The sequence below is a fragment of the Streptomyces gossypii genome (assembly GCF_025165795.1).
Lineage (GTDB): Bacteria > Actinomycetota > Actinomycetes > Streptomycetales > Streptomycetaceae > Streptomyces > Streptomyces gossypii.
Window position 1 is genome coordinate 673,759 of the sequence record NZ_JAJAGO010000001.1, and the last position, 21,621, is coordinate 695,379.

18 protein-coding genes are annotated in these 21,621 nt (G+C 71.0%); 9 read left to right on the forward strand and 9 right to left on the reverse strand.

All coding sequences use genetic code 11. The features are described 5' to 3' along the window. Nucleotides 1-365: 365 nt before the first annotated feature. The 3 genes from LHJ74_RS03135 to LHJ74_RS03145 all read right to left on the reverse strand — a co-directional run bounded on the left by LHJ74_RS03135 (nt 366) and on the right by LHJ74_RS03145 (nt 3,796). The gene (locus LHJ74_RS03135) at nt 366-1,694 is read right to left on the reverse strand and encodes a serine hydrolase domain-containing protein (protein ID WP_260215870.1); all 1,329 of its coding nucleotides are present in this window, start codon (nt 1,692-1,694) and stop codon (nt 366-368) included. 118 nt (nt 1,695-1,812) lie between these two features. Beyond that, nucleotides 1,813-2,544: an adenosylcobinamide amidohydrolase gene (locus tag LHJ74_RS03140; RefSeq protein WP_375546644.1), complete on the reverse strand. Its 732-nt coding sequence runs from the start codon at nt 2,542-2,544 to the stop codon at nt 1,813-1,815. Between the two features lie 49 nt (nt 2,545-2,593). Then, nucleotides 2,594-3,796: an MFS transporter gene (locus LHJ74_RS03145; RefSeq protein WP_260215953.1), complete on the reverse strand. Its 1,203-nt coding sequence runs from the start codon at nt 3,794-3,796 to the stop codon at nt 2,594-2,596. A gap of 77 nt (nt 3,797-3,873) precedes the next feature. Here LHJ74_RS03145 and LHJ74_RS03150 point away from each other — a divergent pair, with 77 nt between their 5' ends. Next, nucleotides 3,874-4,605, forward strand: coding sequence for an SAM-dependent methyltransferase (locus LHJ74_RS03150; protein ID WP_260215873.1), 732 nt, complete (start codon nt 3,874-3,876; stop codon nt 4,603-4,605). Nucleotides 4,606-4,633: 28 nt separating this feature from the next. Here the strand turns inward: LHJ74_RS03150 and LHJ74_RS03155 are convergent, their stop codons facing one another. After that, on the reverse strand, nt 4,634-5,245 hold the full coding sequence (locus LHJ74_RS03155; RefSeq protein WP_260215874.1) for a hypothetical protein: 612 nt from the start codon (nt 5,243-5,245) through the stop codon (nt 4,634-4,636). A 278-nt stretch (nt 5,246-5,523) separates the two neighbouring features. On the opposite strand from LHJ74_RS03155, the gene LHJ74_RS03160 reads away from it, so the two are divergent. The 4 genes from LHJ74_RS03160 to LHJ74_RS03175 all read left to right on the forward strand — a co-directional run bounded on the left by LHJ74_RS03160 (nt 5,524) and on the right by LHJ74_RS03175 (nt 10,197). Further along, on the forward strand, nt 5,524-6,147 hold the full coding sequence (locus tag LHJ74_RS03160) for a hypothetical protein (protein ID WP_260215875.1): 624 nt from the start codon (nt 5,524-5,526) through the stop codon (nt 6,145-6,147). A 71-nt stretch (nt 6,148-6,218) separates the two neighbouring features. Continuing rightward, nucleotides 6,219-6,890: a class I SAM-dependent methyltransferase gene (locus LHJ74_RS03165; protein WP_260215876.1), complete on the forward strand. Its 672-nt coding sequence runs from the start codon at nt 6,219-6,221 to the stop codon at nt 6,888-6,890. Between the two features lie 310 nt (nt 6,891-7,200). Beyond that, entirely contained in the window at nt 7,201-8,283 is a 1,083-nt protein-coding gene (locus LHJ74_RS03170) for a DUF1996 domain-containing protein (RefSeq protein ID WP_260215877.1), read from the forward strand. 126 nt (nt 8,284-8,409) lie between these two features. Continuing rightward, on the forward strand, nt 8,410-10,197 hold the full coding sequence (locus tag LHJ74_RS03175) for a discoidin domain-containing protein (RefSeq protein ID WP_375546645.1): 1,788 nt from the start codon (nt 8,410-8,412) through the stop codon (nt 10,195-10,197). A 48-nt stretch (nt 10,198-10,245) separates the two neighbouring features. Here the strand turns inward: LHJ74_RS03175 and LHJ74_RS03180 are convergent, their stop codons facing one another. Then, nucleotides 10,246-11,292, reverse strand: coding sequence for a LacI family DNA-binding transcriptional regulator (locus LHJ74_RS03180; protein WP_260215879.1), 1,047 nt, complete (start codon nt 11,290-11,292; stop codon nt 10,246-10,248). Between the two features lie 139 nt (nt 11,293-11,431). Between LHJ74_RS03180 and LHJ74_RS03185 the strand changes: the two genes are divergently transcribed. After that, entirely contained in the window at nt 11,432-11,920 is a 489-nt protein-coding gene (locus tag LHJ74_RS03185) for a GNAT family N-acetyltransferase (protein ID WP_260215880.1), read from the forward strand. A gap of 215 nt (nt 11,921-12,135) precedes the next feature. Next, nucleotides 12,136-13,164 (forward strand): aspartate-semialdehyde dehydrogenase, encoded by a 1,029-nt coding sequence (locus LHJ74_RS03190; RefSeq protein ID WP_260215881.1) that lies wholly within the window; start codon nt 12,136-12,138, stop codon nt 13,162-13,164. A gap of 276 nt (nt 13,165-13,440) precedes the next feature. On the opposite strand, the gene LHJ74_RS03195 is transcribed toward LHJ74_RS03190, so the two are convergent. Continuing rightward, entirely contained in the window at nt 13,441-14,511 is a 1,071-nt protein-coding gene (locus LHJ74_RS03195) for a S1 family peptidase (protein WP_260215882.1), read from the reverse strand. 288 nt (nt 14,512-14,799) lie between these two features. After that, a complete protein-coding gene (locus tag LHJ74_RS03200) occupies nt 14,800-15,822 on the reverse strand; it encodes a slipin family protein (RefSeq protein ID WP_260215884.1) in 1,023 nt (340 codons plus the stop codon). Between the two features lie 666 nt (nt 15,823-16,488). On the opposite strand from LHJ74_RS03200, the gene LHJ74_RS03205 reads away from it, so the two are divergent. Next, nucleotides 16,489-16,935, forward strand: a complete 447-nt coding sequence (locus LHJ74_RS03205; RefSeq protein ID WP_260215885.1) for a cell division protein SepF — start codon at nt 16,489-16,491, stop codon at nt 16,933-16,935. A gap of 127 nt (nt 16,936-17,062) precedes the next feature. Here LHJ74_RS03205 and LHJ74_RS03210 read toward each other — a convergent pair whose 3' ends face one another. Beyond that, a complete protein-coding gene (locus tag LHJ74_RS03210) occupies nt 17,063-18,244 on the reverse strand; it encodes an acyl-CoA dehydrogenase family protein (RefSeq protein ID WP_260215886.1) in 1,182 nt (393 codons plus the stop codon). Nucleotides 18,245-18,300: 56 nt separating this feature from the next. Then, a complete protein-coding gene (locus LHJ74_RS03215) occupies nt 18,301-20,073 on the reverse strand; it encodes an MFS transporter (RefSeq protein WP_260215888.1) in 1,773 nt (590 codons plus the stop codon). 531 nt (nt 20,074-20,604) lie between these two features. On the opposite strand from LHJ74_RS03215, the gene LHJ74_RS03220 reads away from it, so the two are divergent. Then, the gene (locus tag LHJ74_RS03220; protein WP_260215889.1) at nt 20,605-21,618 is read left to right on the forward strand and encodes a phosphatase PAP2 family protein; all 1,014 of its coding nucleotides are present in this window, start codon (nt 20,605-20,607) and stop codon (nt 21,616-21,618) included. The last annotated feature ends 3 nt before the right edge of the window (nt 21,619-21,621 follow it).

Below are 21,621 nucleotides of genomic sequence, written 5' to 3' on the forward strand. Positions count from 1 at the left end.
ACACCGCGTCACGCATTACCGCGCGACGCATCGCACCCAAGGAGTCAATTCCCATCGACACAACCTCGCTGTTCTCGGAACCCGAGCCGGCGGTCATCTCCGCCACAACAGCAGAAACACGCCCGCCGACGACGGATCCCTTCCAGGCACCCGACTTCGCCGACGACACCTCTGAAGACTTCGCCACCGGCCCAGACCCGGACCCGAACGAGCCGCAGCTGCGCGCACCCTTCGCCCCTTCGGCCTAAGGGCTGTCCCGTAATCCCTGGCGGGCGCACGACGACAGCTACGGGCACCCCTCGGCGCCGAGCGCGTACCCCCTTCGAGGGAATCGCCCGCCCGCGCCGAACGGCCCTCCGTCGGCTTCAGCCAGGGCGCAGTACGCAGGGGTGGCTGAGGAAGTTCCCGAGCCACCCTTCGCCGTCGCCGTTCTTGCAGGCGTGCGCCACACCGGTCAGCCGACCCTCTTCGAGACGGAGCTGCAGACCCAGCACGGGGCTGTTGATCCGCGCGTCGGCGGTCGGCAGCTGCAACGGGACCTCGGCGCGCACCGCCCACGCCTCGGAGGCCGACGCCTCGCCGGTGACGCTCACGCCGTCCACCCGCAGCCCGATCCGACGGCCTGCCAGCACCCACAGCTCGACCGGCACCTCCCGCTCGGGCGCGCTGATCCGGCCCTCCCAGACGGCACCCTCCGGCAGGTCCATCGGCCGGGCCGGATCGGGAACCCCCGGATCGGTCAGCGCGGACGTGTACCCGGGGACCAGCGCGCCCAGTACGTACCGCAGCACCATGTCGCGGGCCGCCTTGCTGGTGGAGTTGGACAGCACGGCCACCGAGAGCCCCAGCTCGGGCACCGCGACCACCATCGCCGCCACTCCTCCCCCGCCACCGCTGTGGCTGAGCACCACCGGAGTGCCCCCGTACGACACGCTCCAGCCCAGCCCGTATCCAACCCGCGCGTTCAGCGGCGGCGCGGCGCGCACGGCGGCGGCCGTCTCCGGCCTCAGCAGACGCTCATACGACTGCGCGAAGAGGGCCAGCTCACCGGCGGGGGCCCAGCCGAGGGTGGCTCCGGGGTGGCCGCAGCCGTAATCCGGGTAGGCGCGCCCGTCGACGGTGTACCGGACCGCCGACGGCGCGGGGCCCGGATACGTACGCCCCAGGTGGCTGCCGTGCAGGCCCAGCGGCTCGAACACCCGCTCCCGGACGAAGGCGCCGAGCGGCTGCCCGGTCACCGACTCCAGCAGTCCGCCCAGCACCCGGTAGCCGAGGTTGGCATAGGTGAAGCCGGTGCCCGGCTCGCGGTGGAGCACCGTGTAGCGGCCCGGATCGACCATGGGCTCGCCCTCGCCGTACTCCCAGGCGTAGAACGCGCCGAGCCCGCCCCGGTGCTGGAGCAGCTGCCGCGCCGTCGGCGCGGCCCGGCGCCCGTACTCGCCCGGTACCGGGGCGTCCAGATCCAGCAGCCCTTCGTCGGCGGCGAGGCACACGGCGGTTGCCGTCACCGGCTTGGTGACGGAGCCCAGCAGGTACGCGGTCGCGGGCGTGGCCGCGCGCCCTTCCGCCAGTCCCGCGAGCCCGTACGCCTCCGCGAGCACGACCTCACCCCGCTGGGCCACGGCGACCGAGACCGACGGACACCCGTGCTCCGCCAGCGCCTCGGCACAGATCTCATCCAACCGCTCCAGCACGCCCGGCCCCTCCCACCCCAGTTCCCGGTCCTCCTTGAGGACCTCCCCCCAGTGTCCCCGCCGCCCCGAGGCGGGGAACGCGCGGGCGGCGGTGGGTCAGCATCGGGTCGGCGGCAGGTCAGCCCACCCGGCGGCGGTGGTCGGCCAGACAGGCGCGCAGCGTCGCGGCGTGGACGGCGCGGGCCAGACGGGAGCCCCAGCGGGAACGGGGACCGGCGAAGGGTTCCTCCGGGTGCCCGTCCACGATGAGCGGCGCGGCGGCGCACACCGCGTCGGTCGGGGTGCCCGAGGCGTCGTAACCCGCGTCCCGCAGCGCCTGGACCTTGGCTTCCGTCGCCGTCGTGACGGCGTTGACGAGGGCGCCCGTACTCAGCGGCACGGGCAGCGCGACGACGATGTTGACCGTCCCCGCACGGGGCGGGCCGGGACGTGCGGCAGGCACGGGCACAGGGGCCGCGGCCCACCCGTGCACCCCCACCCCGGCGGTGACCAGGGCCTCCGCGCCCTCGTCCGCAGCCCAGCACCGGTCCGTCACCTCCGCCGCGGTCATCAGTCCCACCCCCGGCCCCTCGGCGCCCGCCTCGGCGGCCAGGGCCGCCAGGTGCGCGGCCGGATCCGGCCTGCGGTAGCCCGGGGTGACCTGCGCGTTGAGCACCCAGTGCCGCTCACCCCAGCCGCCGCCCAGCACGGCGCTGGAGAGCATCCGCCAGCCGGGCCCCGGCGCCCACAGCAGCAGGGGCAGGCGGAGTCCGTCCTCACTGCGCTCCAGGAGCACGGTCTCGGACAAGGGGGCGGAGGTACGGCTGGTGAGGGTCACGCCGCACTGTAACGGACTGCAAACGATCTTCATCGGCCGACGGAAACGACGCCTTGGCCCTGTCCAGGCCCCCGGATCGTGGTCACGGCGTCGACCGACGAAGGCCGCCCGCCCCGTACAGCGCCCCCGCCGCACACAGCAGCGCCGGGGCCGCCGCCACCGCGAAGCAGGCGGCCAGCGGAAGCCGCCCCACCAGCAGGCCGACCGCGGCCGTGCCTCCGGAGACCCCGGCGTTGAGGGCGGTGTTGACCCACGCACCGGCCTGGGTGCGGCTTTCCGGGGCGGCGGCCTGGTCCGCGAGCAGATAGGCCGAGGTCAGCGCCGGGGCGACGAACAGCCCGGCGACTCCGACCACCGCGGTGAACACCAGCAGCCCGGGGGCGAGCCCGGCCGCGGCCAGGATCAGTGCCAGGGCGGCGGTGAGCACGGGCAGCCGCAGCCGCTCCGGGGCGCGCCAGGAGACGGCACCGTACGCGAGACCGCCGGCGGCGCTGCCCGCTGAGAGTGCGGCCAGCACCCAGGCGACCGCCGCCGCCTGGTGGCGCTGCTCGGCGAAAGCCACCGCGAGCAGCTCCAGTGCGCCCAGGCACAGGCCCACTCCCGCCGAGGCGAGGACGGCACGGCGCAGATCCGGTGTCACCCGCAGCCGCTTGCGCTCCCGCCGCTTCCGCTCGGCCTGCCCCTCCTGCCCCTCCTGCCCCTCCTGACCGCCGTGCCCGTCCGGTACGGGCCGGGCCACCGCGCGCGCACGCCCCGGCATGGCGCGGACGGCCGGGGAGGAGACCAGCGCGAGGCAGCCGGTCAGCACGAGTGCGGCGCTGACGGCCACCCCGGCCGCCGGTGCGGCGAATCTCATCAGCAGCCCGACCAGCAACGGCCCGCTGACGAGGAGCAGTTCCTCGGCCACGGAGTCGAGGCTGTACGCCCGTTGCAGCAGCCGCCGGTCGGGCAGCAGCCTGCTCCAGAGCGTCCGCATCACGGGGCCGAGCGGCGGCGTGCAGGCACCGGCGGCCATGGCGAGGACCGCCAGCGTGAGCTGGGAGGCACCTGGCCGCCAGGTGGCGTGGGCGAGTGCGGCCAGCAGCAGCGCGTACGCCCCCGTCATCGGGGGCAGTGCGCGGCGCGGGCCGTGACGGTCGATCAGCGCGGCGCGGGCGGGCGAGAGAAAGACGCTGGTCAGCCCGAACAGCGCCAGGACGGAGCCTGCCACGGCGTAGGAGCCGCTGGTTTCCTTGACGGCGAGCATGAGGGACAGCGAGACCATCCCATACGACAGCCTGCCCAGGAGTGCGGTTCCTCAGCGTGCGGTTCACCGGGAAAAGGGAGGTGCGTGCAGCCTTCCGGCGGTGCCAAGCTGCGCCGATGAACCGTGAACAGATGTCCAGGATCGCTCATGCACGTCATCCGATCAAGTCTCCCCTCGACGACGATTCGGTACGCGAACTGCTCGCGCAGGGGATCTCCCAGCCGGACGCGCGGGTGCTCGATCTCGGCTGCGGAGGCGGAGAGTGGCTCCTACGCGCCCTGGCCGCCAGTCCCCGCCTGCGCGCCGAGGGCGTCGACATCTCCGAAGACGCGATGGCACAGGCCCGTGAGGCGGCGGGCAGCCTCGGTCTCCAGGAACGCCTGGTCCTCCACCACCAGGCGGCCGCCGACTTCACCTCCGCGCACCCGTTCGACCTGGTGCTCAGCGTCGGGGCCGCCCACGCCTTCGGCGGCCTGCTCCCCACTCTCGCGGCAGCACGCAGGCACCTGGCTCCCGGCGGACGCGTGCTGGTCGGTGACGGCTTCTGGGAGGAAGAGCCTTCCCAGGAAGCCGTGGAGATGCTCGGCGACTTCGCCGACCTGGCGACCACTTTGGATCGCGTGACCGCTGACGGGTGGACGCCCGTCCACGGCCACGTCAGCACCCGCCGGGAGCGGGATGACTACGAGTGGGCGTGCTGGGGGTCGCTGGCCTCGTGGGCTCTGGACCATCCGGATGATCCGGACAGCTCCGAAGTCCTCGCGACAGCCGCCACCCGCCGCTCCGAATGGCTGCGTTCCTACCGTGAAAGCTTTGGCTTCGTCTGCCTGGTCCTGCGCCAGACCTGAGCCTTCACGGCAGGAGTGGGCGTCGGCCTTACGACGAAGGCGACTTGCGGGCCGACGTCACCTGGCAGGAGTAGGTGAGCCGTTCATTGGTGCTGTGGGAGGTGTGCATGCTGACGGTCCGGTCGCCTCCCGCGCTGACCGTCACCGTATTGGGGCGGGAGGCGATGGTCTTGCTCGCTACCGTGGAGTTGGCGTATTTACCGACCTTGAACTCCACCGTGAAGGAGTAGCGGAAGGCGTAGTCGCTGGAGGAGTTCTGGATGTCGACGTCGTAACTCATCTTGCTGCTGGCGCGGTCGTAGCGGCAGTTCTGGCCGATGACCTCGCCCGTCGCGTTCTGGTTGTACGTCGGCTGCGCCGTCGGGCCGCTCCCGCCGCTGCTGCTCCCGGAGGTGCCGCTCGAAGTCCCGCCCGACGTACCGGACGAACTACCGCCGGACGAAGTACCGCCGGACGCCTCGGGGATGTCGGGCATGCCGGTGGGCATGTTCGAGAGTGAGGGGTTCGGCATGGTCGGCGGCGCGGGCGCCTCCCCGAATCCGCCGAAGGCCTTGTCCTGCGGATCGTCGGCACAACCGGAGAGCGTGGCGACGACGGTGAGAGCGAGCGTGGCGGCGCCGACGGCGCGACGAATGTGCATTGTTGATCCCCCGAGATACCGATCTTGCGATGTTCCGACAAGTTTAGGGCCAGAGCTATAGGCAGATTAGTCGGATCACTGCCGGGGAAACCACTGCCTCCCCTGTCCCGTCTTCCGCCTGTAGCACGTCCGTTGCGCTCCTGTACCGCAATCGTGCGACGCCCCGGACCGTTGCGAACCGTTGCGATCTCGGGCTCCAACGCGGACGACTCCCTTGGTACTTTGGCCGCTCACCGCACACTCGTGCTCAACGCACACGCTTCAACATCGGGGGATCCATGAGCCAGCCCTGGCAACCGCAGCCACAGCCACAGCAGTACGCCCCGTACGGTCAGCCCGGGCAGCCGCCCGTACAGCCGCAGCAGCCGGGATACGGATACCCGCCCCAGCAGCCGATGCAGCCCATGCAGCCCGGCTATCCCTACCCGGGCTTCCCGCCGCCGCCTCCCGGAGGGGGCGCGAAACCGGCCAAGGCGTTCTTCCTCGGGCTGCTCATCTCCGTGGTCTTCACACTGGCCTACATGGGCATGCTGCTCGCCAGCTACGAGGATCTCTCGAGGGTGGGCCTCCAGGTCAGCTACATAATCCTCGCGCTGGCACTCGCGGCGTGCGTGGGCGCGGTGGCGGGCAGCGCGGGCGGCCGCAGCGTCGGCGCGCACATCTGCGCGGCCATCCTTGCCGCACTGGGCGTGTTCTTCAGCGTGACGAACGGCTATGTGGCCGTCCTGCTCGATGCCGGCGGCACCGACATCCTCGAATCCATGCTGGAGAACGAGCCCATGCTCCCGGCCGAGTTCTGGTGGAAGCGGCTCAAGGGCGGCATCGCCCTCCTCGGCATCGCCCTGGCAGGCGGCGGCGCCTTCACCATGGCCCACCTCGTCGGCAAGAAGCGGTCCCACTAGGGCCCTTCGGCTGCCCACGCCACGCCGTTCAATCGTGTGCGCTGCGCGCAGCGCACACGTACGGTCCAGGTATGAGCGAGCGTCCCGTGCCGCACGGATTCTGGGAAGGCGCCGGGGCCGGCAAGGAGTTCACCCACCGGCTCGATCCCGAGCTGCTGACGGCCTGCCTGCCCCGCGACGCCCGCGTCCTGGACTACGGCTGCGGCTACGGGCGGCTGACCGCTCAGCTGGTGGACCTGGGGTATCAGGACGTGCGCGGTGTGGACCCCTCACGCGCGATGATCCGGCGGGGCCACCGCGAGCACCCGGAACTGGACCTGGTGCATCTGTCCGTCCTCCCACTGCCCTCGGTCGACGCCTCCTATGACGCGGCGCTGCTGTTCGTCGTCCTCAACTGCGTGCCTGAGGACGCCGGGCAGCGGGCGATCCTGCGGGAGGTGGCGCGGCTGGTGCGGCCGGGCGGGGTGCTGTACGTCAGCGACGTCCCGGTGCAGAGCGACGCCCGCCACCTCCAGCGGTACGAGGCCGGGGCGCCCGGCCACTCCGCGTACGGCGTCTTCACCACGGACGAGGGCGGACTCTTCCGGCACCACCACCCCCAGCACCTGCGCACTCTGCTGCACGAGCACGGTTTCCGCATCGAGCAGGAACGGCCCGGAACCGCCGCCTCGCTCCAAGGCCACACCACCGGGAACCTCCAGGTGATCGCCCGCCGCGTCCAGACCGTGCCGGAGACCGCCTAGTGCCTGTGGCCGGGAAGGTTCACCGGCTCGCGGCGTCCGGTGCCGCGGATCGCAAGGCGGAGGCTGATCCTCCTACCAGCGGCACCACACCCCTGGAGGACCCGTACTCCCGCCTGGCGCAGAGGCGGGCGCGGTGGCTCCCCCCGCGTGGCGTCACTTTGTGAACGCAGGAAGTCCCGCTGCGGTGACGCGGTATCAAGCATTGACACGTTCTCGTCAACGGCGCAACACTGAAGTCGCCTTGGAGAGCGCTCTCCGAGTAGCCGGGAGAGGCACGCCCTCGCGTCCGCAGAACGGCATGGAGGTCCACATGCTCCGAAGAACGAAAACTCTGTCCGGGCTCCTGATAGCCGCCGCACTCGCCCTTGTCGCGTTCACTCTCCAGTCCATCAGCGCGGCCGCCACGCCGGGCGCCGGGAGCCCGGACGGAGGCGGGCACGCCAATCACGGGGCGAAGGTCTCCGCCTCGGGCGACGACCCGGACGGCGACGGGTACATCCCGGCGGACCCGCCGGTGACCGGTGTGGAGCCGTCCACCAAGGAGCCGCCGCACCGGTACTTCCACGAGTTCCAGGCCAACTGCTCGGTCTCGCACACCGGGCCGGACGACCCCATCGTCTACCCGGGCCAGCCCGGCGCCTCCCACCACCACACCTTCATGGGGAACACGACGACCGACGCTTTCAGCACCACTGACTCGCTCGGTGCGGGCGGCACCACCTGCAAGGCACCCGGCGACAAGTCCGCGTACTGGATGCCGACGATGTTCAACGGGGACGAGGAGATCCGTCCGGTCGGCCCGCAGACCATCTACTACAAGTCGGGTGTCACCGACTACACGAGCGTCCGGCCCTTCCCCAAGGGACTGCGGTACGTGGTCGGCAGCCCCATGCAGTCCGCCGACGAATTCCGCAACCACCCCGGCTGGGTGGAAGGCTGGGAGTGCGGGGAGAGCTACTTCAACGCCGACTTCCCGGAGAGCTGCCCGACCGCTCGGGACGTCCAGGTCAACGTCCGCTTCCAGTCGCCCAGTTGCTGGGACGGCGAGCACCTGGACACACCGGGGCACCGGAGCCACATGGCGTATCCCGTCGCAGGGGGCGCGAACCAGAACACCTGCCCGGCCTCCCACCCGGTGGCCGTGCCGATGATCGAGTTCAAGATGGCCTTCCCCGTCAACGGTGACCTCTCGGAGCTGAGGCTCGCCAGCGGCACCGGACACTCGTTCCACTACGACTTCTTCAACGCCTGGGACGAGCCGACCCTGAACGCCATGGTCGACCACTGCATCGTGGGCGGCCTGCAGTGCGACGCGCGGGGCTACGACCAGACACACCCCGAGCGGGGCGCGGCCCTGGACGAGGACTACGAACTGCCCACGGCAGCCCCATAGTCCCCGCCCCTGCCCAGCGCTCCCCCGGCGCTCCCACCGCACCGTCAACTTCCCCGGATCGCACATCCCTCAGAGCGCTCACCCGTTCTCCGGGCGCATCTCCCACCCCCCAACGCAGGAGGTCCCGTGCCCCACTCCGAACTGCTCACGCGGCCACGCCGCAGGCCCAGGCCCAGACGCCGAGCCCGGCGGACCGGTGTCGCCGCCGCGCTCACCGCGCTGCTCGCCGCCGGTCTGACCGGCCTGCCCGCGTCATCTGCCACGGCCGCAGCGGGAAGCGTCGTCGAGGTCACCGGCTCGCAGGGCGACTGGCAGCTCACGGTCGACGGCGCCCCGTACCAGGTGAAGGGCCTCACCTGGGGCCCCGACATGGCGGACGCCGACACCTACATGCCGGATGTGCGGTCCATGGGCGCCAACACCGTGCGGACCTGGGGCACCGACGCGAGCAGCAAGCCCCTCTTCGACGCCGCCGCAGCCAACGGCGTCAAGGTGATCGCCGGGTTCTGGCTCCAGCCCGGCGGCGGGCCCGGCAGCGGAGGCTGTGTCAACTACCTCACCGACACCGGCTACAAGAACGACATGCTGGCCGAGTTCCCGAAATGGGTGGCCGAGTACAAGGACCACCCGGGCGTCCTGATGTGGAACGTCGGCAACGAGTCGGTCCTCGGGCTGGACAAGTGCTTCGCCGGTGACGAACTCGAAGAGCAGCGCGACGCCTACACCAGCTTCGTCAACGACATCGCGAAGGAGATCCACGCGGTCGATCCGAACCACCCGGTCACCTCGACCGACGCCTGGACCGGCGCCTGGCCGTACTACGAGAGGAACGCGCCGGATCTCGACCTCTACGCCGTCAACGCCTACCAGGCGGGCTGCGGTGTCCGGGCCGACTGGGAGGAGGGCGGCTACTCCAAGCCCTACATCCTCACCGAGGCAGGACCGTCCGGCGAGTGGGAGGTCCCCGACGACGCCAACGGCGTACCGAAGGAACCGGCCGACACCGCCAAGGCGGAGGGCTACCAGGAGTCGTGGGACTGCGTCACCGGACACACCGGTGTCGCACTGGGCGCCACGCTTTTCCACTACGGCACCGAGGACGACTTCGGCGGGGTCTGGTTCAACCTGCTCCCCGACGGGAAGAAGCGCCTCTCCTACTACGCGGTCAAGGAGGCGTACGGCGGTGACACCGGAGGCGACAACACCCCGCCGGTCATCTCCGGCATGACGGCCGACAGCGCCGAGGGCGTGCCCGCCGGACGGGAGTTCACCGTGCGGGCCCCCGCCACGGACCCGGACGGCGACGAGATCAGCTACTCCGTACACCTGAGCAGCAAGTACGTCGACGAGAACGGCTCGCTGACCGACGCGGAGTTCACCCGGGAGCCGGACGGTACCTTCCGGGTCACCGCTCCGGACAGGCTGGGCGTCTGGAAGCTGTATGTGAAGGCCGAGGACGGTCAGGGCAACGTCGGCATCGAGACCACCTCGGTCAAGGTCGTGCCGCCGCCGGTGGACGGCACCCACCTCTCCCGGGGCAAGGCCGCCACGGCGTCCTCCACGCAGGCGGCGGGCGGCGACTGCCCGTGCGTCGCCGGCAACACCACGGACGGCGACCACGGCACACGCTGGGCGAGCGACTGGAGCGACCCGCAGTGGGTCCAGGTCGACCTGGGTGAGAAGACCTCGTTCAGCCATGTCCAGCTGGCCTGGGAGACCTCGTACGCGAAGTCCTACACGGTGCAGACCTCCGACAACGGTTCGGACTGGCAGACGGTCCACACCACCACCGGGGGCGACGGCGGCATCGACGACTTCGATGTGAGCGGCTCCGGCCGGTACGTGCGAGTGCACGGCACCGAGCGGGGAACCGGATGGGGTTACTCGCTCTACGAGTTCGGCATCTACAGCTGAGCACCGGCTCGGCCTGACGCCGCCCGCACCAGTCCGGTGCGGGCGGCGTCAGGCCGATTCCCGTACGACCAGCTGGGGATCGAAGATCACCGAGGCCACCGGCCGGTCCGGGTGCTCGACGCGCTCCACCAGCAGCCGGGCCATCTCTGCCGCCATCTCCTCCACCGGCTGCCGCACCGTGGTCAGCGGAGGGCGGCAGGTGAGCGCCGCGCCGCTGTCGTCGAAGCCGACGACGGCGACCGCGTCCGGGACCGTGCGGCCGTGCTCCCGCAGGACCTCGCAGGCGCCCGCCGCCATCAGGTCGTTGGCCGCGAAGACGCCGTCCACCCCGGGGTGTTCGTCGAGCAGCCGTTCCATCGCCGCCGCTCCGCTCTCCTGGGTGAACTGCCCCTCCACCACCGGAACATACGCGTGGCCGCGGCGCGCCATCGTCTCCCGGAACCCGGCGAGCCGGTCCTGTGCCGCGGGCACGTCGAGCGGGCCGCAGATGGTGGCGACGGACCGGCGGCCGGTGGCGAGCAGCTGCTCGGCGGCCAGCCGCCCGCCCTCCTGGTGGGCGAGGTCGACGTAACTGATGGGCAGCAAAGCGGCGGGCCGGGCGAACAGCACGGCCGGGAGCCCGGCCGAGGTGATCAGCTCGGGCAGCGGGTCCTGGGCGTGGGTGGAGACGATCAGGGCACCGTCGGCGTTGCCCTGCCGCAGGAAGGCGACGACCTGTTCTCGGGTCTCACCGGCCTCGGCGAACATCAGGACAGGGTGCATTCCGCGCGGACGCAGATGGCTGATGACGCCCGCCACGACCCGTCCGAAGAAGGGGTCGCCGACGACGCGTGCCAGCTCGTCCGGCGTCCCGCCCGCTCCGGACACCACCAGGGCGAGGGTCTCGCTGCGGCGGGTGACCAGGGAGCGGGCCGCCCGGTTGGGCGCGTAACCGGTGGCGGCGATCGCCGCCAGCACGGCTTCGCGGATCGCCGGATCGACATTGCGGGTGGCGTTGACGACCCGCGAGACGGTGGCGCGGGACACCCCGGCCACCCGGGCGACGTCCTCGAGGGTGCTGGGCGCGCGGGAGGCCGTCCGCGGGGCTTCGCTCATGAGCATCTTTATAACAGACGAGGAGAGCGCTCTCCGCTACGGAGAGCACGGTCGCCGACGGTGCGGGGGCACTGGTGGGCGCCGCGGTCCCGCATGAACGCGCTGGCAGCGGCCCCGCCGCGTCCCGCATGCTGTCGCAGTGAACATCAACGTAGCCACGGCGCGCGACTGGCCCGCCATCTGGCCCTTCTTCCACCGGATCGTCGCCGCGGGCGACACCTTCACCTACCCCGCCGACCTCGACGAGGCACTGGGCCGCGACATGTGGCTGCAGCCCGCGCCCGCCCGTACGGTCGTCGCCGTCGACGACGCGGGCCGGGTCCTGGGCACCGCGAAGATGAACCGCAACCACATGGGCAACAGCTCACACATAGCGAGCGCCAGCTACATGGTCGACCCGGATCACGCCGGACGGGGCGTGGGCCGGGCGCTGTGCACGTACTCGGTCGAATGGGCGCGCGCGGAGGGCTACCGCGCGATGCAGTTCAACGCCGTCGTGGCGACGAACACACACGCCGTGAAGCTGTACGAGTCTCTGGGCTTCACGATCGTGGGCACGGTGCCGGAAGGCTTCCGGCACCCCCGGGAGGGCTATGTGGGACTGCACATCATGCACCTCGCCCTCTGACCCCGGCGATCCTGCGGTCCGGCGCCCCGGAGGCGTTGAGCCCGGAGGCATGAGCCGCAGGTGTGACCCAGGTCAAAGGGTTTGGCGACCGTAGCCGGAGCAAGGCAGGGTAGGGGAAGCAGGAGCACAAGGACACAAGCGAGGCGTCAAGGGTGACGCACCGCGCTGGTGCCACCCAGAGTGCCGATCAGAGTACGGACTGCAGAAGGAGCCCCATGAGGATCGGGATCGTCGGAGCCACCGGTCAGGTCGGCAGCGTGATGCGCGAGATTCTGGCCGAGCGGAAGTTCCCGGTCGCTGAGCTGCGGCTGTTCGCCTCGGCCCGCAGTGCCGGGCGTACGCTGCCGTGGCAGGACGGCGAGGTCACCGTCGAGGACGCGGCCACGGCCGACTACTCCGGGCTGGACATCGTGCTGTTCTCCGCGGGCGGCGCGACCTCCCGGGCGATGGCGGAGAAGGTCGCCGCACAGGGCCCCGTCGTGATCGACAACTCCTCCGCCTGGCGGCTCGACCCCGAGGTGCCGCTGGTGGTCTCCGAGGTCAACCCGGAGGCCGCTCGCCAGCGCCCGAAGGGCATCATCGCCAACCCGAACTGCACCACCATGGCCGCCATGCCGGTGCTGCGCCCGCTGCACGGCGAGGCGGGGCTGACCGCCCTGGTCGTGGCCACCTACCAGGCCGTCTCCGGCAGCGGTCTGGCCGGGGCGGCGGAGCTGGACGAGCAGGCACGCAAGGCGGTGGAGAGCGACGCGAGCAGGCTCACCTTCGACGGGGACGCCGTGGACTTCCCGGAGCCGGTGAAGTTCAAGCGGCCGATCGCCTTCAACGTGCTGCCGCTCGCGGGCTCGATCGTCGACGACGGTCTGGACGAGACCGACGAGGAGCAGAAGCTGCGGCACGAGAGCCGCAAGATCCTGGACATCCCGGCGCTCAAGGTCTCGGGTACGTGTGTGCGCGTCCCGGTCTTCACGGGTCACTCGCTCCAGGTCAACGCGCGCTTCGAGCGGCCCCTCAGCGCCCAGCGGGCGCGCGAGGTGCTGGCGGAGGCGCCGGGTGTGGAGCTCTCGGACATCCCGACGCCGCTCCAGGCGGCGGGCCGGGACGCCAGCTACGTCGGCCGGATCCGCAACGACGAGACGGTGGAGCACGGCCTCTCGCTCTTCCTCTCCAACGACAACCTGCGCAAGGGCGCGGCGCTCAACGCCGTGCAGATCGCGGAGCTGGTGGCGGCCGAGTCCCGCTGACCCTCCGACCGGCCCACCGGCCAACCCGCTGACCCGCTGACCCGCTGACCCGCTGACCCGCTGACCCGCTGACGGAAACAGCACAGCCCCCCGGACGGATACGGGGGGCTGTGCTGCGTGGGGGGGGCTGAACGCTGCGTCGTACATGTGGGGGGTAACGCCGAGCGGTCAGCTTGCTGCGGTCACTGTGGTGCGGTGTGGTGCGGCCGGGGAGTGCCGTACCGCGCCGGGCGGTACGGCACCGTGCCCCGATACGACCGGGGGTGCCCGGCCGGTCTAGCCGATTTCGGCGCCGTACGCCTGGAGTGCCTCTCCCACTGGCTGGAAGTAGGTCTCGCCGCCGGAGGCACAGTCGCCGCTGCCGCCGGAGGTCATTCCGAGCGCCTCGTCGCCGGAGAACAGCGCGCCGCCGCTGTCGCCGGGCTCGGCACACACGTTGGTGTGGATCAGGCCGTCGACCGTGCCCTGCGGGTAGGACACCGAGGCGTTGACGGCCAGGACCTCACCGTCGTGCAGCTGCGTGGTGCTGCCGCTGCGCTGGACGGTCTGGCCGACCGTCGCCTCACCCGCGCCGGAGATGGCCTGGGTGCTGCCGTTGTAGAGGTTCACCTCGCTCGGGTGCGGTACGTCCGCCGTATACATGGCGAGGCCGTAGTCGTCGCCCGGGAAGCTGCCGCCCTCGGTCGCCGCGACCTCCTGGCCGCCCTGTGCATCGGACCAGCCGGAGACGGACTCGGTGCAGTGCCCGGCGGTGAGGAACCCGGGCTGACCGTCCACCGTGACATTGAAGCCGAGCGAACACCGGGAGCCGGCGCCGTAGATGGCGTCTCCGCCGGCCAGCTTGGTGGTGAACTCTCCGGCTGTGCGCTTCAGTACGGCCTTGCCGTCCTGTGCGGCGACCTGCTTCTTCAGCTTCGCCAGCTCGGCACCCTTGACGGTCTTGTCGGCGGTGACCACGAGCTTGTTGGTCTTGGGGTCGACCGCCCGGGAGGTGCCGGTGACGTCGTGCTCGGTGAGATCCTTCTTCACACTGTTCAGCTCGGCCATGGTGTGGTCCACCATCTTGGCCTCGGCGCCCGCGGCCTGGACCTTCTGCCTGGCCGCGTCGTTCACGACGTTGACGACGAGCTTCTTCGCCCCGGCGTCGTAGTACGCACCGCCGTCGCCCTTGATGTCGGACACGAGGTCCTGGGCGAGTGTGCTGGCGGCGGTCTGCGACAGCGTGTCAACGGCGGGGCCGTCGGCGGCGTTGGCGTTCGACAGGGTCAGTGCCCCGGCGACGAGCGCGGTGACGCTCGCTCCCGCGAGGGCCATGCGGCGCTTGGATATACGACGGTTGTGCCTCAACTCTCAGCCTCCTGTGGGGGGTTGAGCACGCCCGAGTCAGAGCGCGCCCGGAGGAGGCACAGACGTGTCCGTGAAGAGGACAAACAGAAGGACGCGTCCATGCCAACTGGCGCGCCGAGTATTGCGCGAACGTCGGTTAACACACAAGGGCCAACGGTGAGGCACGTCCGTCAACTGCCCGTCAGACTCCGGATTCCGGGGTGGTTTCCGTAGGTTCGGGCGAAGATGTCGCGCAACTGCCCGGGCGATCTTCGAGGCACGCGAAGTCCGCCCGGACAGCCAGGTGTCCTATTCGTTCCGCTCGGGGTCCTCCGGCGAGGGCGAGACGTCTGGTTCGCCGCGTTCAACCGATTCCGGCGCGTCGGCCGGCCCCGGCGGGTCCAGCAGCCCGAGCTCTCCAAGTGCCCGCAGCCGCCCGGTCCCTTCCGGGGCTTCCACAGCCTCCGCACCCTCGGAAGCCGCCGCCGGCTCGATGGCTTCGTCAGCCTCCAGGGCCCGGGGCTCCTCGCCGCGCGCCGTGGTGCGGTGCTGTCGCCCGTCCGGGGCCTGCCGTTCCCCCGACTGCTGCGAACGGTCGAGGAACCGCAGCAGCTCGACCGGGAACGGCAGCACCAGCGTGGAGTTCTTCTCCGTCGCCACCGAGGCGACGGTCTGCAGCAGCCGCAGCTGAAGCGCGGCCGGGGCGTCGGACATCGCGTCCGCGGCCTCGGCGAGCTTCTTCGACGCCTGCAGCTCCGCGTCGGCGTTGATCACCCGTGCCCGCCGGTCCCGGGTCGCCTCCGCCTGCCGTGCCATCGACCGCTTCATCGTCTCCGGCAGGGAGACGTCCTTGATCTCCACCCGGTCGATCGTCACACCCCAGTCGACCGCCGGGCTGTCGATCATCAGCTCAAGGCCCTGATTCAGCTTCTCCCGGTTGGAGAGCAGGTCGTCCAGCTCGCTCTTGCCGATGATCGACCGGAGCGAGGTCTGCGCCATCTGGGAGACCGCGAAGCGGTAGTCCTCGACCCGGATGATGGCGTCCACAGGATCGACGACCTTGAAGTAGACGACCGCGTCGACACGGACCGTGACGTTGTCCCGCGTGATGCCCTCCTGCGCGGGCACCGGCAGCGTCACGATCTGCATGTTGACCTTCTGGAGCCGGTCGACAGCTGGAACGATCATCGTGAATCCGGGCTGTTTCAGCCCGCCACGCACCCTGCCGAGGCGGAAGACGAGCCCCTGCTCGAACTGCTTCACCACTCTCGCCGCCGCCAGGACATACACCGCGCCGCCGGAGAGCGCTACCGCGACCAGCTCCCAGACCATTATGGCCCCCAAAGTCCGCTATACCCCAAAGGTAAACCTGGAGGCGACCTCGGTCGAATCTTCCTGAGCGGCTCTGAAGCCCTCAGCGGGCCGGATCCAGCCGGCACGGTCCGGCCAGGCACCCTGGCATCCCCAAGGCGGTCAGCGGAGCTCTCGGGCACCCTCAGCACCCTCAGGCGCAGCAGCCCCGAGGTGCACGGCGCCCACGGCAGGCACAGAGCGGCAGCGGCGGTGGCCCCGGCAGTCGGCCCGTACGACCGGCCCGGCTGCCCTGGTCGCCCAGTCGCGGGCCCCGGCTCTTCTCATTCGCCGTCAGTTTCCGTACCCCGCCCCGCAGACGAGAAGATGCGAGGATGATCCCGGTTCCACCGCCCCCTTGTGACGGCGAATCACCTAGGGTGGTGGCCATCCCGCTCACCCATCTGTCCCCCATGAACACCCGTCCGGCGGGAGAGCCGGTATTCAGCACTCCGTCACCATTCCTGCACGGAAACTCCCCTGATCCGGCGCCATATCTTTCTGCACCAGAACCGTCACGAATCACATCTGCGGTGGCAATCCACTTGGCACATCATCCGCCTCATGCACGACCATAGGACTGCGGACCCCGCGGCGGTGCCGCCACAGGTTACTTTCGCCGCCGCACGCAGAGGAGAGGAGGCGTCCATGGGATCGGTGCGCAAGGCAAGTGCCTGGCTGGGCCTCGTCGACGACAGCGAGATGCGTTACTACGACGACGACTACGCCGAAGGACCGGAGCCCGGCGACGCCGCTCGCGAGTCGTGGGTGACTGACCCGCGGGTCCGGGTGACGGCCGAAGCCGCTCAGGGCCAGGGCACCCGGATCGCCACCGTCACCCCGGACGGGTTCCGGGACGCCAGAGGCATCGGCGAGCTCTTCCGGGACGGCGTGCCGGTGATCGTGAACCTCACCGCGATGGATTCCTCCGACGCCAAGCGTGTCGTGGACTTCGCCGCCGGCCTGACCTTCGGGCTGCACGGATCCATCGAGCGGGTGGCGACGCGGGTGTTCCTGCTGACCCCGGCCGAATACAAGATCGTCAACGGTCAGGAGCGCCGTGCCTCCGAGGGCGGATTCTTCAACCAGAGCTGATTCACCCGATGGGGTGGGTCCCGATGTGGTGATGTGCCGTGGCGGCGGATGCGAGCTGCCGCCGCCACGGTGAAACCCGGCGCCACGCTGCACCCGGCGCAGCAGGTCGTTGCCGGAAGGCTCGTCGTCACCGGAAGGCTTCGAGCCCGGTGAGCGCCTTTCCGAGCACCAGTTGATGCATCTCGGTGGTGCCCTCGTACGTCAGCACCGACTCCAGGTTGGCGGCGTGCCGCATCACCGGGTACTCCAGGGAGATGCCGTTGGCGCCCAGGATGGTGCGCGCCGTACGGCAGATCGCGATCGCCTCCCGCACGTTGTTCAGCTTGCCGAAGCTGACCTGCTCCGGGCGCAGCGTCCCCGCGTCCATCCGCCGCCCGAGGTGGTAGGCCAGCAGCAGGCCCTTGTGCAGTTCGACTGCCATGTCGGCGAGCTTCGCCTGGGTGAGCTGGAAGCCGCCGATCGGCCTGCCGAACTGCTCGCGGGTCTTCGCGTAGCCGAGCGCCGACTCGAAGCTGGCGCGGGCGGCACCCATCGAACCCCAGACGATCCCGTAGCGGGCGTGGCTCAGACAGTTGAGCGGGGCACGCAGCCCGAGGGCTTCCGGCAGTACGGCCTCGGCGGGGAGCCGTACGTCGTCCAGCACCAGCTCGCTGGTCACCGAGGCGCGCAGCGACAACTTGTGCTTGATCTCCGGGGCCGCGAAACCCTCGGTCTCGGTGGGTACGGCGAAGCCCCGGACGCCTTCGTCGGTGCGCGCCCAGACGACCGCCACGCCCGCCACCGAACCGTTGGTGATCCACATCTTGCGGCCGTTGAGCACCCAGTCGGTGCCCTCCCGCTTGGCGTGGGTGCGCATGCCCGCCGGATCCGAGCCGTGGTCCGGCTCGGTCAGGCCGAAGCAGCCGATGACCTCACCGGAGGCCATCCGCGGCAGCCAGTGCTGCTTCTGCTCCTCGCTGCCGAAGCGGTGGATGGCGTACATGGCCAGCGATCCCTGCACGGAGACCAGGGAACGGATGCCCGAGTCGGCCGCCTCCAGCTCCAGGCAGGCAAGCCCGTACTGCACGGCGCTCGCACCCGCGCAGCCATAACCGGTCAGGGACATCCCGAGGGCGCCCATGGCGCCCAGTTCGCGGGCCAGCTCGTGCAGGCCGGGCAGTTCGCCGCGCTCGTACCAGTCCGCGACATGCGGCAGGACGCGGTCGGCCGCCCAGGAGCGCACGGTGTCGCGGACCGCCAGGTCCTCCGGGTCGAGGAGGTCGTCGAGACCGAGCGGGTCGGCGGGGTCGAAAGGCGGCAGCGCGGACATGCGGACCTCCGGGTGGATGGGCGGCGATGGCTGATCGTCGCGGCGTGCGGCCGACGCTATGGCTGAGAGATCCCGCCGGACAAGAGCGTACCGGCCCGCTTGTCATGTACGGATGACGCCCCATGCGGGGAGGAGGAGGGCCCGGCATGTGGGGAGGGCCCGGCGCCCCGGGTGGAGGCGGGGTGCGCCGGCGGCTGAGCGGGAACCGAGTGCGCGGCGGACGGCGGCGGCCCCGCCGGCCTGGACGGCGGTTCCTGCTCCCGCTGCCGTGCGCAGTCCATGGTGCGCGGCAGCCGCAGCGCGGCGACGGCACCGAGCAGCAGCAGTCCGGCGCTGACGATCAGCGTCATGTGCATCCCGTGCACGAAAGACTGGCGTGCCGCGTGCAGCAGAAGGTCGCCGGTCGGGTCGGCGAGCCGGGAGGCGACCCCGTACGCCTCGCCCAGCGAGTGGCTCGCGTCGCCTCTCGCCTCGAGCGGGACTCCGGCCGCGTTCCGGACGCCGGGGGCGTAGGTGGCGTTCATCACGCTGCCGAGCAGGGCGATGCCGATCCCGGCGCCGAGCTGGTAGGCGGTCTCGCCCATGGCCGCCGCGCAGCCCGCGCGGTCGGCGGAGGACTCGCTGAGCATCGACTCGTAGCAGCCGAAGAGGGTGGTCTCCAGCCCGAAGCCGAGCAGCACGAAGCCGCCGATCAGGAGTGCGGGGCGGTCCTCCTGGCCGACCCCGGTCAGCAGCAGCACGGCGAAGGCGGTGACCAGGAAGCCGAGCGCGACCATGAGCCGCGGACCGAGCAGCTGGAGCATCCGGGAACCGGCGAGTCCGGCGGCCACGGCGGCCACGGAGAGCGGCAGCAGCCGCAGACCGGTCTCCAGCGGTGAGAGGCCGAGCACGAGCTGCAGATACTGGGCCGCGATCAGCGCGAGTCCCACCAGTGCGAGCACGGTGAGCACGATGCAGCCCACGGCCACGCCGAAGGCGGGCCGCGTGATGGCCGCGATGTCGATCAGCGGATACGGGCGGCGCCGCTGCCTGCGTACGAACAGGACCAGCAGGGCGGTGCCGGTCGCCAGGGGCAGCAGCGTCTCCGGGGAGAGCGCCTCCCCGGTGCCCGCGGACTTGACCCCGCATATGACGCCGAAGAGCCCGAAAGCGGCCAGTCCGGCGCCCCATACGTCCCAGGGGCCCTGGGCGGCGCTTGTCGACTCCGGTAGCAGCCAGCGGCCGATGGGGAGGCTGGCCGCCATCAGCGGCAGATTGATGAGGAAGACGGAGCCCCACCAGAAGTGCTCCAGCAGGAGCCCGCCGAAGAGCGGTCCGACCGCGGCGCCGACCGCGGCGACGGCGCTCCAGACTCCGACGGCGAAGGCCCTCTCGCGGCGGTCGGGGAAGACCTGGCGGAGTATCGAGAGGGTGGCGGGCATGATCATCGCGCCGCCGACGCCGAGCAGTGCGCGGGCCCCGATCAGCATCTCGGCAGTCGGGGCGTACGCGGCGAGCGCCGAGGCCAGCGCGAAGAGCGCATAGCCGAACAGCAGCACGCGCCGTCTGCCGATGCGGTCCCCGAGCGTGCCGAAGAGGATCAGCAGCGCGGCGCAGACCAGCGGGTAGACATCGACGATCCAGAGCAGCTGGCTCGATCCGGGCCGCAGGTCCTCCGAGACGGCGGGGACCGCGACATGGAGCACGGTGGCGTCGAGTGCGACCAGGAGCAGGCTCGCGCAGAGGACGACGAGTACGGTCCACCGGTTCGCGGGCCCGGTCCCGGGGGACGCGCCCGGCCGCTGCGGAGGCACTGCCTCCCGGGCTCCAGCCGTGGTCGTCCCTGACATGTATGCACCTCCTCTTGCGCCCGAGCCTCGCTGGACCGTGGGGAATGCCGGGGCGCCCGTGCGCCGTCCGGCCCGGTGGGAGGTACGAGTGGGCGCCAGCGTACGCGAGACCCCGGGGCCCATGAGTGGCGCGTCTCACCTTTCCGGGTGACGCGCACGGCGGCGGCCGGATGTTCGTATGCTCCTCCTGCGGGTGCCCGCGCGCCGGCCAGGGCGTATGGGCGGGGAGGCCGGGCGGGGGTGCGCCCGGGGCGGGAAGCGAGGGGGAATTCCGCATTAAGGCGCGGTGAACGAAATCCATAGACTGTGCGATACACCCATGACAAACCAGACCGGAATACCGGCCCAGCACCCGGCGCATGTCCGTGCTATGCGTGCCCTATGCCGGGACAGTGTCCGTTCTAAGCATGGGATAAGCAGCTGGAATACTCGGGATAAAGCCCGTCGGGGGGGCGCACTCCACATCACATCGTCATCACAAATACGGTGAGTTGTACGTTTGCCTCTCAGACCCGCTGTAACGTCGATTGGGTGCGTACCGAGCGAATCCTCGCCAGGCTGGAGCAAGAGCCTGAGCGACCGAGCAACCGCGGTGTCCCGCGGATGAGCCGAACCCGAAAGTGGTTGTTCGGCTCGACGATGGTGCTGTACGTGCTCATTGTCGCCGCCGTCCTGCTGTCGACTCAGCTCGTCCGCGTGGACTGGCAGATCATGCTGTTCCGTCCGTACAAGCAGTGGCCGGAGTACCACGCCTTCCTCGACTACTTCGTAGTGCTCGGCCAGCGCGCGCCGACGGCGGTGCTGGTCGCCGCCTGGCTCGGCTGGCGCTCCTGGCGCCAGCGCACGCCACGGCCGCTGCTGGTGCTGGCGACATCGCTGCTGCTGCTCAACACCACCGTCGGCGCGGTCAAGATCGGCCTGGGGCGCCTCGGACCGCACTACGCCACCGAGGTCGGCTCCGCCGAGATGTTCGCCGGCGGTGACATATTTCCCTCCGGCCACACCGCGAACGCGGTCGTGACCTGGGGAATCCTGGCTTATCTCGCCACCACTCCACGCGCCCGCAGGCTGCTCTCCGTCGTCGCCGCCTTCTGTGCGCTGGGAGTGGGCGCGACCACCGTCTATCTCGGCACGCACTGGGTGAGTGACGTGCTGCTGGGCTGGGCTGCCGGGCTGGTCATCCTGCTCGGACTGCCCTGGTGCGAGCCCTGGATCGCCCGCGCCGAGGCGCTGGTCCTCGACTACCACGAGCGCCTGCGCGCGTTCGCCCGGCGGCGGTCGCCGGTGCCGTACGCCCCGGTGGGTGCTTCGCTGGCCACTCGGGGCGAGGGGACCGAACCCGGCGGCGAAGGGGCGCTGCCGGGCGAGGAGGTCCCCACCGCGGGCCCCCCGGCCGCTCCGGCGGCCCGCCCGCACCACGCTCCACGCCCGCACGCCACGCGCACCGACCGGGCCCCTGGCGGCCCGGCGGGCGGCAGCCGGAGACCGGGCGGTGAGCGTACGGTGACGCCGCGCACGGCCCCGCTGGGGCCGCGCGGGAAGTAAGGG